We start from the raw sequence: 17,163 nt of genomic DNA, 5'->3' as shown, positions 1-17,163 counted from the left end.
TTAAAGTCTTTTAAAACAGCAAATTGTAGCCATCTTTCTTTGTGCTCATTAACCTTCGATGAGGTCGTCTTGGCTGTAAGTCTGTAAGAAGCGCTCTAAACGACCAATTGCGATTTCTAGATCTTCGATGTGCGGCAGAGTCACGATACGGAAGTGATCCGGTTTCGGCCAATTGAAGCCCGTACCTTGAACCAATAGCACCTTCTCTTGCTTAAGGAAGTCGAGTACAAACTTCTGATCGTCTTTGATGTTGTACATGTTGGTGTCGATTTTAGGGAACAGGTACATTGCACCTTTCGGTTTCACACAAGAAACGCCAGGGATCTTGTTGATCAGTTCCCATGCACGGTCACGCTGTTCAAGCAGTCGACCGCCTGGAAGAATCAGCTCATTGATACTCTGATAGCCACCGAGTGCGGTTTGGATAGCGTGTTGCATCGGAACGTTGGCACACAAACGCATTGAGGCCAGCATTTCTAGCCCTTCTACATAGCCTTTCGCTAGGTGTTTAGGGCCTGTTAAGAACATCCAACCACCACGGAAACCACATACACGGTAAGCTTTAGATAGGCCGTTGAACGTGACCATTAATACGTCTTCAGCAAGCGTTGCCACTGAAGTGTGTACCGCACCGTCGTAAAGTACTTTGTCGTAGATTTCATCGGCGAAGATGATCAAACCGTGCTCACGAGCAATCTCAACCACTTGTAATAGGAAATCACGGCTGTATACCGCGCCTGTTGGGTTGTTCGGGTTGATAAGAACGATGCCGCGCGTCTTTGGTGAGATCTTCGCGCGCATGTCGTCTAAATCTGGATACCAATCAGCATCTTCATCACACATGTAGTGAACCGGTGTACCACCAGAAAGCGCAACAGACGCTGTCCATAGTGGGTAATCCGGAGCGGGAACTAAGATTTCATCACCATTATCCAGTAGCGCTTGCATAGACATAACGATAAGCTCTGATGCGCCGTTACCAATGTAAACGTCTTCTACATCAAGGTTACGTAGGCCTTTTTTCTGGTAGTGCTGAACAACCGCTTTGCGGGCTGAATAGATGCCTTTTGAGTCGCAGTAACCTTGAGATGTCGGTAGGTTACGGATTACGTCAACAAGGATTTCATCAGGGGCGTCAAAACCAAATGGGGCGGGGTTACCAATATTAAGCTTCAGTATTTTATGCCCTTCTTCTTCCATGCGCTTAGCATGTTTGAGTACAGGCCCCCTGATTTCGTAGCATACGCTGTTGAGTTTTGACGACATCCCGATATTTTGCATTGCCGATTTCCTGAAATTAATTTAAATACTTTATTAAAGTACCGCAAAATGGCGTTTGATAGAATAAAAATCTGATGAATGTCGCATTTCAGTATCACGTTTAGCCTTTTTGTTGTCACTCTTTTCTAAATTTTAATTAATCGCTTTCTTGGTTATTGGCTAAGATGAATAAAGGGGCGGGATCGCTTAAAATCACAGGAATGTTGAAAAGATATAGTACATTCTTGATCTAAGTGGGTACTGCCCATAAAGTATCAAACTAATATAATAATAATTTAGATGTGAACGAGGTCGATTTGTCACATTTCCAGCAAACTATCTCCGCTTTGATTGAGCGAGTACAAAATGCCCAAGCAAGCGAAGTTCGTTGTGTTGAAGTTCTAACGCAAAAACCATCGTTTGCATTTATAGAATGGCTTCATGCTCAACCGCTCTTTCCTAAGTTCTACTGGCAGTCACGCGACACTCGTGAAGAGGTTGTTGCGCTCGGACAGTTACATACGTTTTCAGATCCTGCACCCGCGTACGCTATTCTTGGTGAAGACCAACGAATCTGGGGTGGACGCTCGTTTGATGGGCACACCGCAAAGAACCGTCGCTGCATGGAGTCGTTTTTCTTCCTTCCTCAGGTTGAATTGATCCGCTTTGACAATACTTGGTCGCTGGCGGTTAATTTGTCCCCTGATCGCGTTTCTTCTATTAATGCTTTGAATAAGCTTTCTGTAGAAGCCGCGATATTGGCGCCTTTGTCTGCCCATATTGAACAGATCAATCACGTTCCAGAAAGAGAGCAGTGGGGCAACCTTGTCGATAAAGTGCTGCAAGGCATTAGCGATGAAGAGTACAAAAAAGTCGTTTTAGCACGTAAAACCACACTGCAACTCGATGCGCCTATCTGCGCAGCTCAATTACTTAAAGCCAGCTATCTGCAAAATCACCACAGTTTCCACTTTATGTTGGTGCTGGATTCTAAACACAGTTTCATTGGCTCGACACCAGAGCGCTTATATAGCCGACATGGTATGGAGCTTGATACCGAGGCGCTTGCTGGAACCATTGGTCGCGGAGAGAACGCTACTGAGGATATGGAACTGGCCAACTGGCTTTCTCAAGACAGCAAAAACCTCAATGAGAACCAGTATGTGGTCGACGACATCATTGAGCGTCTCACTCCTCATTCTCAAACGGTCCATGTTGAAAAGGATGCGCGTCTAGTGCGCTTGCGTAAGGTGCAGCATTTGAAGCGCAATATCCATGCTCAGCTCAACAATGGCGTTAATGGTGTGCAGTTGCTTGCTGCCTTACAGCCAACTGCTGCGGTGGCGGGTTTACCTCGTAAAGAGGCGATGGATTTCATTCTTGAACACGAACCGTTTGCACGAGGTTGGTATGCAGGCTCTGTAGGCTATATCAGTCATCAGCGAGCGGAATTCTGCGTGGCGATTCGAAGCGCCTTGATTGTAAACGATCAAGTACAACTGTTTGCTGGCGCGGGGATCGTGCCGGGATCGGTTGCCGAACATGAATGGCAAGAGCTGAACAAGAAGATGTCTACTCTGCTTAGCTTAATTTCAGATCACCCTCCATTGGGTGTCGCGTCATGAATCACGACCAAGCCGTATTAAATAGAGTTTGGTGTCACACGTTACTTGAAGAGCTTGCACGCAATGGCGTTGAACATGTTTGTGTTGCTCCGGGCTCTCGCTCAACGCCGCTAACTCTCGAAGCTGAAGCCAACTCCAAGTTAACCTTACACACGCACTTTGATGAGCGTGGTCTTGGGTTTTTAGCTTTAGGCTTAGCAAAGGCTAGCAACAAACCGGTTGCGGTGATTGTGACATCAGGAACCGCTGTGGCGAATTTGCTTCCTGCGACGGCTGAATCTGGGCTGACCCGAGAGAAGCTGATCTTGCTAACCTCTGATAGGCCCATCGACTTGGTCGACTGTGGTGCCAATCAAGCGATTCAGCAGCAGGGTATCTTTTCGTCTCACGTTGAAACGGCACTAAACCTTCCAAGTCCAACGACACAAGTTTCTTTGAATTGGCTTTTGACGTCGGTTGATAACGCACTGGCGAAACAGCGCAGCGTCGGTGGGGCTATTCATATCAACTGTCCGTTCCCAGAACCGCTTTATTCCGCTAATAGCGCCGAGATGTATGCGGATTATACAAAGAGCGTGGCAGCTTGGAGAGCTTCAACCTGCCTTTACTCGAACACTTATTTGCCCAGTCATTTAATCGATCAGCCTGTCTCAGCAAGTGATTATGTCGCTCGTAAAGGCGCAGTGATTATTGGTTCTATCGAGAATGAAGCCGCAATTAAAGCCAAGCAGTTTGCGACAGCTTTGGGCTGGCCAGTATTCTGTGACCCTCAATCGGGTGTCAGTAGTGACTGGAAACACTATGATTTATGGATGCAAAGTGACGCAGCCAAAGCACAGCTTAGTCAGTGTGATTTTATTATCCAGTTTGGTGAGCGCATCGTATCTAAGCGTCTTAACCAATGGGTAAAAGAACAAGCTGCCACATTTTGTTCATCGCAGTACATCGTTGTTTCACCAGATGCACATCGTATTAATCAAGATCATCTGCCTCAAACTCATATTGTCGCTGATATCGAACATTGGTTATCAGAGCAACATCTACCAACGCTGTTGGGAGAACATGCTGGCTGGGCGGCATCTTTGGCGGAAGTCGCGAATACGGTTCAGCAGTTAGCGTTGGCGCAAATCTCTAATAACGACCAACTGACAGAGTTGAGTGTTGCAGTTGACTTGTCGTCTAGACTTAAAGACAGAGAGTTGTTTGTGGGAAACAGCTTGATGGTAAGGCTGGTGGATATGCTGTCTTCAATATCTGCGAATCGGGTTTACAGCAATCGTGGTGCATCGGGCATTGATGGCTTGGTGGCGACGGCTGCGGGTGTAGTGAAAGCCAACCAGAACCCCTTATTGATGTTGATTGGCGATACTTCTTTGCTTTACGATCTCAACTCACTGGCTCTGCTGACTCATAATTTAACGCCGATGGTTATTGTTGTGACCAACAATGATGGTGGTGCGATCTTTGATTTATTGCCGGTGCCAGAGCAGCAGAAACAGTCACTTTATCAAATGCCTCATGGTTTCAGTTTTGAACACGCTGCTGCGCAATTCCAGTTGGGATACGCTGCGCCAGAAACCTTGAATTGCTATCAAACCATTATCGAACAACATTTCGAACAGGGTCAGGGTACTTTGCTCGTGGAAGTTAAGACGCCTCCCGAACAAGCGTCTACTTTGCTGAAACAATTCAGTTCAATGCTCACCGAGGCATTAGCCTAAGGACTTTACATGCTTTACTCCGATTATTACCCAGCTGTACAAGATTCTTCTGACAAACCTTTGCTTGTTTTCTTACATGGTTTACTCGGAAGCGGGGATGATTGGAGTGCATGTCATCCATTCCTCGAGGATTTTCCTCTCCTTTGCATAGATTTACCCGGACACGGACAAAGTCGCTTTATCGATCCGGTAGGGTTTGATCATTGCTGTAAGAAAATTGTTCAGTGCATCACATCTCAGCTGGCTCTCAACGATCTTCCTGTCGATTATCCTATCGTGGTGATTGGGTATTCTATGGGGGGAAGGCTTGCCATGTATGGGGTAACAAGCCCTTGCTTCGAAACTCTTAACTTAGAGAAAGTCATCATTGAAGGTGGCAACTTTGGCTTGGAATGTGATGAAGAAAGAGCACAAAGGTTAGTACACGATACGCAATGGGCTGTTCGCTTTGCACAGCAGTCGATTGAAGATGTTTTAGACGATTGGTATCAACAAAGCGTCTTTTCTTCACTAAATCATGAGCAAAGACAAACTTTGGTCATAAAGCGTAGTGGTAACCTTGGAGTATCCGTAGCAAATATGTTGTTATCTACTTCGTTAGCTAAGCAACCGGATTTACGTGCCACATTGAAATCTCATGAGCATTTATTGCATTATGTATGTGGAGAAAAAGATCGTAAATTCATGGAGCTAGCTGAGAATAGTGGCTTTGAATATAGTCAGGTGGATTACGCGGGTCATAATGTTCATTTTGAGCAACCAGAGATGTTTTCAAATCTGATCATCCAATGTATCGCCAGTCGTTGATGAACTGACTGAGCGAACCTCTCGTATCAAGCGCTATAGAAAGCAGAGCAACACCGTCGCGACTCTACGCTAGTCGCGCTCTCTAATAGAATAATGGGAATCATCATGGCTAAAACAGTAGGCATCACAGAAGAAGAACTTTACGCAGCCGTTAACTGGCGCGATGAAAGCAGTCAATATGAAGATATTCAATACCACAAGTCTGATGACGGTATTGCGAAAATCACGATTGCTCGCCCTCAAGTGCACAATGCGTTCCGTCCACAAACCGTAAAAGAGATGATCAATGCACTGGCTGATGCTCGTTATGACGAGAAAGTTGGCGTAATCATTTTGACTGGTCTTGGTGAGAAGGCGTTCTGTTCTGGTGGTGACCAAAGTATCCGTGGTGACTACGGCGGTTACCAAGATGACTCAGGTACGCACCACTTGAATGTACTTGATTTCCAACGTCAAATTCGTACTTGTCCAAAACCAGTTATCGCAGCGGTATCGGGTTGGGCAGTCGGTGGCGGTCATGTACTTCACATGATGGCAGACCTTACTATTGCAGCTGAAAACGCGCAGTTCGGTCAGACGGGTCCTAAAGTGGGTTCTTTCGATGGCGGTTGGGGTGCTTCTTACATGGCTCGTATCGTTGGTCAAAAGAAAGCACGTGAAATCTGGTTCTTGTGCCGCTTCTACGATGCACAAGAAGCACTGGACATGGGCCTTGTAAACACCGTTGTTCCTGTTGCTGACCTAGAAAAAGAGACAGTTCGTTGGTGTCGTGAAGTGCTTCAACACAGCCCAATGGCACTGCGTTGCTTGAAAGCGGCACTGAACGCTGACTGTGATGGTCAAGCAGGCTTACAAGAGTTGGCTGGTAACGCAACCATGATGTTCTACATGACAGAGGAAGGCCAAGAAGGCCGCAACGCATTCAACGAGAAACGTCGACCGGACTTCGACAAGTTCCCGCGTAATCCATAGTCTTTCTCCTCTTCAAAATGAGTCGCTAATAGCGGCTCGTTTTGTTTTGATGTTCCCCGTTTTTTAGGAAACTTTATGAACTCAGTGAATTCTCAGCGTCACGCTAAACTTTACCGTTATCAATTACCTATGGATAGTGGTGTGGTTCTTCGTGACAATAAGTTGAACGAACGTGTTGGCTATATCATCCAACTTGAGTGTGATGGTAAAACTGGTTTTGGCGAAGTTGCGCCTTTGCCCGGTTTTAGCCAAGAAGATGCCGAACAAGCTGGCATTCAGCTTCAACACGAATTAGAGCTTTGGAGCCACAATAAGCCTCAAACGCCTTTCGACGAGCTGTATCCTTCTGTCGCGTTTGGCTTTTCAATGGCGATGATGGAATTGCGAGGCGATCTTAACGCTCAAGGTAACTACCAAGCGGCGCCTTTGTGTACAGGCGATCCAGATGAACTGATTCCTGTATTGAATGAGATGGTAGGCGAGAAGGTCGCGAAAGTGAAAGTCGGCCTCTACGAAGCGATTCGCGATGGCATGTTGGTTAGCTTATTCCTTGAGTCGATCCCTGATTTGACTCTAAGACTTGATGCCAACCGTGCGTGGAAGCCAGAGAAAGCGAAGCAATTCATTAAATACATTTCGCCGTCAATGCGCCAGCGTATAAGCTTTATCGAAGAGCCTTGCCAAAAGCCAGAAGACAGTTTGGCCTTTGCCATTGACCATGGTGTGGCGATTGCGTGGGACGAGACACTGCAAGAAGCGGTGCGCAGCCCGGAATTTGATCTTAGCGACCTTACTGGTGTTAAAGCAGTCGTGATCAAGCCAACTCTTATTGGTTCTGTCGAGCGTTGCGTGGCAATCATTGAGCGAGCACAGAAGCTTGGAATGAAACCTGTATTGAGCTCAAGCATTGAGTCGAGCCTAGGTCTGACTCAGATTGCTCGTCTGGCGCAGCAATATTTGCCAAATGAAGTGCCGGGGTTGGATACGATTGGCTTGTTCAAGCAGCAGCTAGAGGTTTCTTGGCCGGGCTGTCAGTTGCCTGTCTCTACGCTTGAAAAGCAACAATTGATTTGGTCTTCTTAGACCGAGCTATTTGAATGGCTATTTAGTTAGCTTAACAAGTTCTTAATCTATTTTTGGTTATCATATGATGCGCCCACAATCTAATCATCCCCCGCTCTGGGTAAAGTGGGCGCAGCAAAACCCACTTCAACCAGCGTTAGTGACCACTCACCGCACTTATACTTGGCAGCAAGTGTTTGTGTTGGTTAGTGAGTACCAACAACAGCTATCTCATCAAGGCCTATCTGAAGGTGATGTACTGACGATTGTTGGTAAGAATCAAGCTGAAGTGATCCCTGTTTATCTTGCCGCACTCAATTTGGGTGTGGTTTGTGCGTTTACGATGCCTCAGCCTAGTTTACGCCTGAAGCAAAAGCTCGATTCCTTATATCAAGCAGATCAACAGAGCTACCTTTGGCTCTTGGGCAATAGCGGAATAGAGCAATCAGAGACTGCCGATTTGAATACTCAGTTGGTGAACTTGCCTTGCCTAAGTGAACTGAAGTTTGATGGTGATGATGAGCAGATAACGACACCTCAAGAATCCAATTTCAATCCGCAAAATCTAGCGAGCATCGTATTCACTTCAGGTTCTACCGGAAACCCAAAAGCGGTCGCTCATACACTTGAGCAGCACCTATGCTCTGCGTCAGGGCTGCTTGAGGTGTTTCGTTATCAACAAGGTGACACGTGGTTACTGAGTTTACCTATGTACCATGTGTCGGGGCTGGCGATAGTTCATCGTTGGTTGGCGGCTGGTGGTTGCATCAAAATAGGCACAGGTCAGCTTGAAACCGATATAGAAGAATGCAGTCATGCTTCATTGGTCGCTACTCAACTACATCGATTGTTAAAGAGTAAGCAAGCACTTACTTTAACGCATGTACTTTTGGGTGGTAGTCATATACCAGAAGCACTTGGGCTCGAAGCTCAACAAATGGGCATCGAAACATGGCTTGGATACGGCATGACTGAAGCGGCTTCAACCGTGACCGCGAAGCCCGTTGATGCCGGCAGCACCGCCGGTTTTGTCCTTAACCATCGCCAGCTAAAAATTGAAGAACAACGTATCTTTATTGGTGGCGAGACGCTCGCGTCCGGGTATTACTATCAAGGTAACTTAACGCCATTAGTTGATAAGAGCGGTTGGTTTGATAGCAAAGATCTTGGTGAGTGGCTTGGCGAACAAGTGTCGATTATTGGCCGTGCCGACAACCAGTTTATTTCTGGTGGTGAGAACATTCATTGCGAAGAAATTGAGCGAGTACTCAATCAATTGTCTGAGGTTAATCAGGCTTTTATTGTTCCCATTGAAGATGATGAGTTCGGATTTCGACCTGCAGCGATTGTCGATTGTGCTGAGTTGCCAACCAAAGAGTGGTTTATCGAGCAGTTAACTGGTCGTCTTGAACGGTTCAAATTTCCTATTGAGTATTATCGAATGCCTCAGCAGGAACAACATGGTATTAAGGTTTCGCGCGCTGGATTGGCGCAGTGGTTACAGCAGACCCGTTCTAAATAGAGCGAAGAGCAATAAAATGAAGCGCAATACACGGTGACTAGTCGTAATTGCGCTTCAGGGGGTTGTGACGGTGGTGAAGCCGTCACAAATTCTAATTATTTATCGTGTCATTCAAGATTTGGCGTTAAGCGAGTGCCTTCTTCATTTGTTCAGCGACTTTATCTACCTTACCTAGACCAATGATAACTTGTAGACCACCTTTCCCAACCGGTACCACACCTGCCGCACCGAGTTTCTTCAGTTTCTCGCTGTCTGCTGCACCTGAGTCTTTCACAGTTAAGCGTAGACGAGTAATACAGTTATCGACTTCTAGAATGTTGTCTGCACCGCCAACCGCTTCAATGTAGCTGTTGGTTAGGTTAGCCAATGCTTCTGGCGTTTCAGTTTCTTTTTCTGCTTCCATCTCTTCACCACGACCTGGAGTACGTAGGTTGAACTTGATGATAGCGAAGCGGAAAATACCGTAGTAAAGCGCGAAGAACACCACACCTTGAACCAGTAGCATGTACCAGTTAACCGCGAGTGGGTTTTGGCTTGATAGTACTAGGTCAACGAAGCCAGCAGAGAAGCCGAAGCCTGCCATCCATTCCATGCTTGCTGCAATGTAAAGCGATAGGCCTGTTAATACTGCGTGCAGTAGGAACAACACGGGTGCTAGGAACATGAAGCTGAATTCTAGTGGCTCTGTGATACCCGTGAAGAATGAAGCCATAGCTGCCGCAAGCATGATTGCGAATACTTGGTTTTTGTTTTTCGCATCAGAACAGTGATACATCGCCAATGCTGCTGCTGGTAGGCCAAACATCATGATAGGGAAGAAGCCCGCTTGGTACATGCCAGTTTTACCTGGAATACCCGTACCGTTAGCGATAGATTGCGCGCCGCCTAAGAAGTTTGGAATGTCGTTAATACCAACAACGTCGAACCAGAACACAGGGTAAAGAGCGTGGTGCATACCTACTGATAGGAACAAACGGTTGAAGAAACCAAACAGACCAGCACCCACCGCACCCATGCTTTCTAGTTTAATACCCAGAACGATCAGAGCGTCGTAAACAGCTGGCCAGATGTAAAGTAGAGCAAAAGAGAGAGCCATACCTGCGATTGAGGTCAGGATAGGAACCAAACGCTTACCGCTGAAGAACGCTAGAGCTTGAGGAAGTTCAACCGTTGAGTAGCGGTTGTAGATCTCAGCAGAGATGATACCCACAATGATACCTACGAATTGGTTGCTGATTTTGCCAAATGCCGCAGGCACTTCACTGAGTTCAACATCCATTAACTGAGCAACAGAGCCCGGAGCAAGTAGCGTGGTGACGACGAGGAACATCACAAAGCCAGACAGTGCCGCAGAACCATTCTTATCACGGCTCAAACCAAATGCGACACCCACCGCGAATAGAACCGCCATGTTGTCGATGATCGCGCCACCAGATTTGATCAAGAATGCGGCTAAGATACTTTCAGAACCCCAACCAACAGGATCCAACCAATAGCCGATCCCCATAAGGATTGCTGCAGCTGGCAGTGTGGCTACGGGAACCATCAATGCCTTACCTACTTTTTGCATATACCCGAGTATATTCATATGTGCCCCTAAGTTTGTAATTAATTTTTTTAATGTTTCTGCTCGTCAACGTATGGAGTCAAATATTGATCGAGGCAGGATTTTAAGTAACTGCGGTTATTAAAAACTTATTTCTTAATGCAAACAAACGAAACGGGTAGTAGTATGAATTAAAATTTTTAATGCATGAGTTCGTATGGCTAACCATCAATCTTTACTTAGAAATCTTCATACTTTTAATGTTGCTGCAGAGAAAATGAGCTTTACGCTAGCGGCTAGAAAGTTGCATTTGACTCAGGGAGCCGTTAGCCATCGAATCAAAGTGTTAGAAGGTGAACTCGGATTTAACTTGTTTGTGCGAGGGACTCGTAAACTGGAACTAACGGAAGAAGGTCAGCGCTTTCAACGAACGTTATCCAAGTCGTTAAGCTCTATTTTTGGTGAGATCGAAGACATTACCAACACAGACTTGTATGGACAGATCAATATCGGTACCAGTCCTGCATTTGCCAACAGTTGGTTACTGCCGAGGTTGGCTGATTTTAAACAGCGATACCCAAAGTTTAATCTCAATATTTTCTCGCAAGAAGAGCAGGATTTTCATCAAAATCATCTCGATGTCGCTATTTACTATGGTGCTGAAAATCTCAAAGACATGCATCGACAGCGCCTGTTTGGTGAAAAGTATATTCCGGTATGTACACCGAGTTACGCGGCTGAACACGACATCTTTGATGATGGCTTAGAATCGCTACACCGGATTAATTTCATTCATGCACTAGGGTCAGATGTATGGCAGCGTTGGATTAAACACCACGGCTTAGATGTGAACTTGTTTGAGCAATTTTACTGTGTGAGCCACCGGGATATGGGCGTAAGAAGTGCCCTCAGCAATATCGGTGTCGCGATGGGGCGCTATCATTTTGTTAAGCAGTATGTTCAGACTGGTGAGCTCATAACACCTTATCCGAGCATGGATACAGACCAAGGGTATGACTTAATCTGCCCGCTAGGCACGGAAAAACGCCCTAAGGTAAGAACCTTTATTAAGTGGTTAGAAGGGCAGTTGCGCTAGGTTAGTTAATTTAGCAATTAGATAGTTCAAAACAGAATTTATTATCTTTATAACCATCCATCATAATAAGCCATATAAATAACGGATTATAGAATAAGGTCTTATTATGAAAATTGCCCTCATCATTGCGGTTTTACTGCAGATAGGCCAAGCAATCATCTCGTCAGGGTTGACTCGTTCGTTGGCTGAGCTCACCGCATTTGTGTTGGTTGTGGTACTTGTTTTAATGAAAAGAGAGAGCAAGAAGAGTGATAAGCCCCTGTTTGATTCGTGATTGTTACAACAAAGAATACCCTTACCACAAACGATAAAGGCAAAGCCCATTGGAGCTTTGCCTTTTTGTTTTGTTGCTCGCTAACTTGAGTGTCTAGTTCACCGAACAAACATCTAAAGCGTTTCTATGCGGGCTAAGCGAGAGTTAACCACGCCAATGAACCCGTTGAGATCATGACCCACATTGTAATACCAAACATCAGTGGTTTCGGCCCTGCCGCTTTTAACTTCTCAACTGAAATACCACAGCCAATTAAGAACAAACACACGACCAGTGCTCGCTTAGACACATCAAAGATTCCTTGATAGACCATCTCAAATTGTGGCAGTAAGTCACTCACCGCGATAGCGGCGCAATAGAAGAAAATGAAGTAGGGAACCGTAATCTTCTTTTGATCGTTCTTGAAGATCATCGCACTAATTAAAGCGATTGGGATGATCCAAAGTGCGCGAGCGAGCTTCAATGTTGTCGCTGTCGTCAGTGCTTCTTCGCCATACGCTGAAGCTGCACCTACTACAGAAGACGTATCGTGAATCGCTATCGCTGCCCAAGTACCAAATGTTTGTTGGCTGAGCTCAAGCGCGTGACCAATCATCGGGAATAAGAATAGAGCAACCGAGTTCAACACGAATACGGTGGCTAATGCCAAGCCAATCTGTTCATCGTCTGCTTTGATCGCGGGTGCCACTGCTGCTATCGCGCTACCACCACAAATCGCGGTACCAGAAGATATAAGATAGCCCGTAGTGCGGTCTAGCCCCATTTGTTTCGCCAAGAACCAACCAATGACTAATGTACCGATAATCGTCGTTACAATGAGCCCAATACCATCGCCTGTTACTGCTAATGCTTTTTCAAACTGAATACCAAAACCCAAGCCAACAATAGAGTAGGCCAGTAGCTTTTTGGTAAGTTTGCCGACTTCCAAGTGTTCAGGGACTAATCCTAAACTAGCAAGCAGGAAACCGATAACCAGGGCTGTCGGTGAGCTAACCCAAGGCGTTAAGCAAAACAGTGCAGCAAGATAAAATGGAACGGACTTTTTTAGGTTCATTGTATTTAGAGTCTTGTTTTGTTGTGGCGTTATTGTGATGAGACCACTATACGTTCAATAAAATGATAAGTAAGTCTAAATGAATTGAACAAACGTTAAGGAAAACTTAACGCTTGTTCAACTGATATGAATAAAGGGCTGGTTAACTAGCGTAATGATCCGCGAAGGTCAGAGACTGACTGTCGAAGCGTTTCACAAGAGGCTTGTTTAGGTGAAATCGGCTCGCCAGCTTCTATCTCTAGCTTAGTCCAGAAGCGAGTGGGTAACCCTTTGCAGGCACGGCCTTTGTAACGACTAAAGTAGCTACCCCATAATCCTTTAAGAGCCATAGGAATCACTGGGACAGGGGAACGTTTGATGATCAGCTCCATACCACGCATGAACTCAGCCATTTCGCCATCAGAGGTGAGCTTTCCTTCTGGGAAAATACACACGATGTGACCTTCATGCAGGGCACGCTCTACTTCTTTGAAAGCGTTTCGAATCGAGTTGCGGTTGGTCGCGGAGATTGGAATCACCCCAGCTCTTTTCAAGAAGCGTCGAATTGGCGGCAACTTGGTGTAATCCTCTTCCATCACAAAACGGATCAAGCGAGGGCAAACCGCACTCAGCAGCAGTGCATCCATATAACTCACATGGTTGCAGACAATCAACGCACCGCCCTTTTCTGGCAGGTGATGTAAGTTCTTATGTTTAACTCTGTACATGGTGTGAGTGACCACCCACGTAAAGAAGCGGAAAGCGTAGATAGGCACCTGATAAAACAGGTACAGCATCACCAAAGTGTTGCCCACTGCGAGCAAGATAAACAGCTGCGGAATTGAAAGATCTAGAACACTAAGGCAAACAATACCTAATACCGCACTTCCCACCATGAACAGTGAGTTGTAGATATTGAGCCCGGCAATCACTTGGGCACGCTCGTCGGGCTTGGCACGTAACTGCATCAGTGAATACAGAGGAACAATAAAGACACCGCCAGAGATACCCAGAAGCAGAAGGTAAGCAAACAGTGGCCACAGCTCTGAGTAGGTTACGAATTGATGGAAAGAACTAAAGTCAGGCAAAGACTCCGGGATGGATATCGCCATCAGAAGACCGAAGATCGAGATACCTAAGCTGCCCATTGGCACGATGCCGATTTCAATTCGGTGATTAGATAACTTATCGCAAGCTAAAGAGCCGATTGCAATGCCTACCGAGAATAGTGCCAGTAAAAAGGCGACGGAGCTTTCAGTGCCGTTTAGATGCAGTTTAGTGAAGTTGGGAAACTGAGTTAGGTAAGCCGCACCAAGGAACCAGAACCAGCTGATAGACATCAGTGCTTGAAAGGTCGGGCGGTCTTTTTTTGCAATCGCCAGTGTCGCGCGGGTCAGTTTTACAGGTTGACACTTTACTTTAAGGTCTGGTGCATTACTTGGCGCTTGTGGGATAAAGCAGCTTGATACATAGCCAAGCACGGCGAACGAAACAATACACACCGCAGCAATGAGCTTCGCGCCTTCTTCAGATGCAATGATTCCTGCGCCTAGAGTACCAATCAGGATCGCTAAGAATGTACCTGTCTCGACGAGAGCGTTACCAGATACCAGTTCTTTTGTTTCTAACTGCTGTGGAAGCAGGGCATACTTCACCGGACCAAAGAAAGCACTCTGCGTTCCCATAAGGAACAGGAGCAGAAGTAATATTCCGTAGCTTTCGTAGATAAAACCGACCGCACCCAGTGACATGATCACTACTTCGAGGAGCTTAACTTTACGGATAAACCACGATTTTTCGTATTTGTCAGCCAGTACACCGGCTAAAGCAGAGAATAGGAAGAAGGGTAGAATAAAAAGGCCAGCGGCCAAATTAATGAATAGATTGGTGGAAATAGGCAGCGTGTCTACGCTTGCGAAAGCAACAAACAGTAACAGGACATTTTTGAATATGTTGTCGTTAAAGGCTCCTAGAAATTGGGTAATAAAGTAGGGTAGGAACCTTTTTTGCGTTAACAGCGAAGATTGGCTGCTGTTGTTCATTGTCTTTCCTTGGATGATTACCAGTTGGTTAAGTAGTTTGAGACTAGGTTATTGATCAGCTCTTTACCATCAATAGGCTCAGAGGCGAAAAATTTATCATCAACGCTAAGTAGAGTAATCCCGTGTACTCCAGACCATAATACACGGCTGGCTTTAACGACTTCGCTTTTCGTATGTTCAGGAGCAATCGCTACTAGCAACTGCTCTAGCATGCCTGTCATTCTATCGATGCGGTTCGATTGCCATTCAGGAAGGTTTTCACCGTTCATGTTGTGCTCAAAGATAAGTTGCCAACGGTGAGGGTGTCTCTGTGCAAAATCGTGGTAGCAGTAGGCTAGGTTGAATAGAGCTTGTTGAGGGTTGCTCGATTGTTCAACAGTTGCAGCGGATTCTGACGCCAGTTCATCTAATGTTTGAGCGACCACATGCAAAAGCAGTAGGTTGTAATTACCAAATACATTTACTAAGGTACTTGGAACGTAACCAATCATATTGGCGATTTTACGTAGACTTAGCTCGTGATAAGAGTGCTCTTCTAAGAAGTCGGTTACCGTTTTTAAGGTTAATTGCACTAATTGTTCGCGAGTATGATCGTTTCGTCTTGCCATGGGTACTTTCTATTAAATGAACATCGTTCAATATTTTAATGCTGCCCCAGAGTGCCGTCAATCCCTTCGCTAGTTTAGTAATCAATTAATAGCCGCAATATTATGATACATGTGTAAACACGGTGAATATTTCATTGTTCTTTGTTAACGAGTATGATTAAGGTGTCGAAAGATAAAAAACCTATAAAGGATAATAATGAAACGATTTTTCTCACTAGTCGCGATCCTGTTGGTAACAGTCGCGGTGACGCCAATCGCGGAAGCGAAAAAGTTTGGTGGTGGTAAGTCATTTGGCAAAAGCTTTAAAACGGCTCCAGCACCAAAACAACAAAACACGAATTCGATCCGTCAAGATCAAACAGGTAAGAACACAGCAGCTAACTCTAGCAAGAAAGGCCTTATGGGCGGTCTGCTAGGTGGTTTACTTGCTGGTGGTCTTTTAGCTGCATTCTTTGGTGGCGCATTTGAAGGTATCCAGTTCATGGATATTCTGATTATGGGTCTGATTGCTTTCCTAGCGTTTAAATTCCTACGCGGAATGTTGGGCGCGAAGCAGGGCTCAATGAATCAGCAGAATGCACGTGGCCAACAGCCAGCATTCGGCGGCATGGGTCAGAACAAGTTTGAACAACCTAAGCAACAACCAAATGTTCATAACTTCGAGCAAACACAACCTCAATCACAAGGCGCTGCTGGTGGTTTCGGTTTTGGTGCACAAAGCGATGTTCCACATAACTACCCACCGGGCTTTGATCAAGCGGCATTCATCAATGGTTCTCGTGAGCACTACCGTACACTGCAAGGTGCATGGAATCACAACGAGCTAAACACGATTGAAGAATACGTATCTCCAAGCCTATTTGAAGACCTAAAAGCTGAGCGTAATAAGCTAGACGGTGATCAGCACACAGACGTAATGTACGTTGATGCTGAAATCGTTCGCGCAGACCACGATGGTAGCAAAGCACAGCTAAGCCTTCAGTTTAGCGGTCGTTACCGTGACACAGCGGATGGCGTTGAAGAAGATATCACTGATATCTGGCATCTAGAGCGTGACCTAACAACTAACAATGCACCATGGTTAATTGTTGGTATTCAAGGTTAATTCCAGGATTTAACTCAACATCAATAGGATGTAGTTATTCGGAATAACACCAAATAATAGAAAGCCCCTGCTGAGAAATCAGCAGGGGCTTTTTTGTGTCTAATGATATGTATCTTAGTTAAAGATTGGATTAACCTGAGACTAACTAACTGATTTTATTTGGATGTAATGAGTAATGACAAAGTTCTTTGAACCCGTATTGGAGCCTGAGGTTACTTTGCAGCAGAAACAGATAATTGCGAACGAATGCGAAGAACATATATCGACCCATTGTTTAGGCTGCGCTGCTTATCTGGCTTGTGAGCGTCATGCAGAAGTATGGGATCACTGATGTTTGAATGGGCTAGATCGCTTAGTTATTTGTAGGAGCGGGTTAGTGTTTAGGAAGTTGAGGGTTGTTTTAGAAGACACGTTTAGTAAGAGATAAAGCTCAGAAACGAAAAAAGCCAACTCAATGAGTTGGCTTTTCGATTTGTGCGCCGAGCATGGC

At 45.6% G+C, this 17,163-nt stretch carries 14 protein-coding genes; 9 read left to right on the top strand and 5 right to left on the bottom strand.

Features of this window, described 5'->3' with window-relative positions:
- Positions 1-48: 48 nt before the first annotated feature.
- Entirely contained in the window at positions 49-1,281 is a 1,233-nt protein-coding gene (locus AB4351_RS20455; protein WP_017060166.1) for a pyridoxal phosphate-dependent aminotransferase, read from the bottom strand.
- Between the two features lie 296 nt (positions 1,282-1,577).
- On the opposite strand from AB4351_RS20455, the gene AB4351_RS20450 reads away from it, so the two are divergent.
- The 6 genes from AB4351_RS20450 (at position 1,578) to menE (ending at position 8,969) form a co-directional block, all read left to right on the top strand.
- The gene (locus AB4351_RS20450) at positions 1,578-2,885 is read left to right on the top strand and encodes an isochorismate synthase MenF (protein ID WP_017060167.1); all 1,308 of its coding nucleotides are present in this window, start codon (positions 1,578-1,580) and stop codon (positions 2,883-2,885) included.
- Positions 2,882-4,606, top strand: a complete 1,725-nt coding sequence (menD, locus tag AB4351_RS20445; RefSeq protein WP_372126994.1) for a 2-succinyl-5-enolpyruvyl-6-hydroxy-3-cyclohexene-1-carboxylic-acid synthase — start codon at positions 2,882-2,884, stop codon at positions 4,604-4,606. The genes AB4351_RS20450 and menD overlap by 4 nt, the downstream gene beginning before the upstream one ends.
- 9 nt (positions 4,607-4,615) lie before the next feature.
- Entirely contained in the window at positions 4,616-5,413 is a 798-nt protein-coding gene (menH, locus tag AB4351_RS20440) for a 2-succinyl-6-hydroxy-2,4-cyclohexadiene-1-carboxylate synthase (protein ID WP_017071715.1), read from the top strand.
- A 105-nt stretch (positions 5,414-5,518) separates the two neighbouring features.
- Positions 5,519-6,385, top strand: a complete 867-nt coding sequence (gene menB / locus AB4351_RS20435; protein WP_017064079.1) for a 1,4-dihydroxy-2-naphthoyl-CoA synthase — start codon at positions 5,519-5,521, stop codon at positions 6,383-6,385.
- A 75-nt stretch (positions 6,386-6,460) separates the two neighbouring features.
- Positions 6,461-7,468, top strand: a complete 1,008-nt coding sequence (menC, locus tag AB4351_RS20430) for an o-succinylbenzoate synthase (protein ID WP_017060171.1) — start codon at positions 6,461-6,463, stop codon at positions 7,466-7,468.
- Positions 7,469-7,532: 64 nt separating this feature from the next.
- Positions 7,533-8,969, top strand: a complete 1,437-nt coding sequence (menE, locus tag AB4351_RS20425; RefSeq protein WP_372126992.1) for an o-succinylbenzoate--CoA ligase — start codon at positions 7,533-7,535, stop codon at positions 8,967-8,969.
- Positions 8,970-9,093: 124 nt separating this feature from the next.
- On the opposite strand, the gene nagE is transcribed toward menE, so the two are convergent.
- Entirely contained in the window at positions 9,094-10,539 is a 1,446-nt protein-coding gene (gene nagE, locus AB4351_RS20420) for an N-acetylglucosamine-specific PTS transporter subunit IIBC (protein WP_017064077.1), read from the bottom strand.
- Positions 10,540-10,732: 193 nt separating this feature from the next.
- On the opposite strand from nagE, the gene AB4351_RS20415 reads away from it, so the two are divergent.
- Both AB4351_RS20415 and AB4351_RS20410 read left to right on the top strand, forming a co-directional pair.
- Positions 10,733-11,611, top strand: coding sequence for a LysR substrate-binding domain-containing protein (locus AB4351_RS20415; RefSeq protein ID WP_017064076.1), 879 nt, complete (start codon positions 10,733-10,735; stop codon positions 11,609-11,611).
- 106 nt (positions 11,612-11,717) lie between these two features.
- Positions 11,718-11,885, top strand: a complete 168-nt coding sequence (locus tag AB4351_RS20410; RefSeq protein WP_017068947.1) for a hypothetical protein — start codon at positions 11,718-11,720, stop codon at positions 11,883-11,885.
- A gap of 133 nt (positions 11,886-12,018) precedes the next feature.
- On the opposite strand, the gene AB4351_RS20405 is transcribed toward AB4351_RS20410, so the two are convergent.
- The 3 genes from AB4351_RS20405 to AB4351_RS20395 form a co-directional block, all read right to left on the bottom strand.
- Positions 12,019-12,939, bottom strand: a complete 921-nt coding sequence (locus AB4351_RS20405; RefSeq protein WP_017060176.1) for a YeiH family protein — start codon at positions 12,937-12,939, stop codon at positions 12,019-12,021.
- Between the two features lie 146 nt (positions 12,940-13,085).
- Positions 13,086-14,960: an MFS transporter gene (locus tag AB4351_RS20400; protein ID WP_372102835.1), complete on the bottom strand. Its 1,875-nt coding sequence runs from the start codon at positions 14,958-14,960 to the stop codon at positions 13,086-13,088.
- Positions 14,961-14,977: 17 nt separating this feature from the next.
- Positions 14,978-15,568, bottom strand: coding sequence for a TetR/AcrR family transcriptional regulator (locus tag AB4351_RS20395; protein WP_048613073.1), 591 nt, complete (start codon positions 15,566-15,568; stop codon positions 14,978-14,980).
- A gap of 196 nt (positions 15,569-15,764) precedes the next feature.
- On the opposite strand from AB4351_RS20395, the gene AB4351_RS20390 reads away from it, so the two are divergent.
- Positions 15,765-16,673, top strand: coding sequence for a Tim44 domain-containing protein (locus tag AB4351_RS20390; RefSeq protein ID WP_017068945.1), 909 nt, complete (start codon positions 15,765-15,767; stop codon positions 16,671-16,673).
- Positions 16,674-17,163: the final 490 nt, after the last annotated feature.

This window comes from Vibrio sp. 10N.261.51.F11, assembly GCF_041471665.1.
GTDB classification, from domain to species: Bacteria; Pseudomonadota; Gammaproteobacteria; order Enterobacterales; family Vibrionaceae; genus Vibrio; species Vibrio crassostreae_C.
Note: the sequence above shows the minus strand (reverse complement) of the source record. Positions and strands in the feature narration are given on the sequence as shown.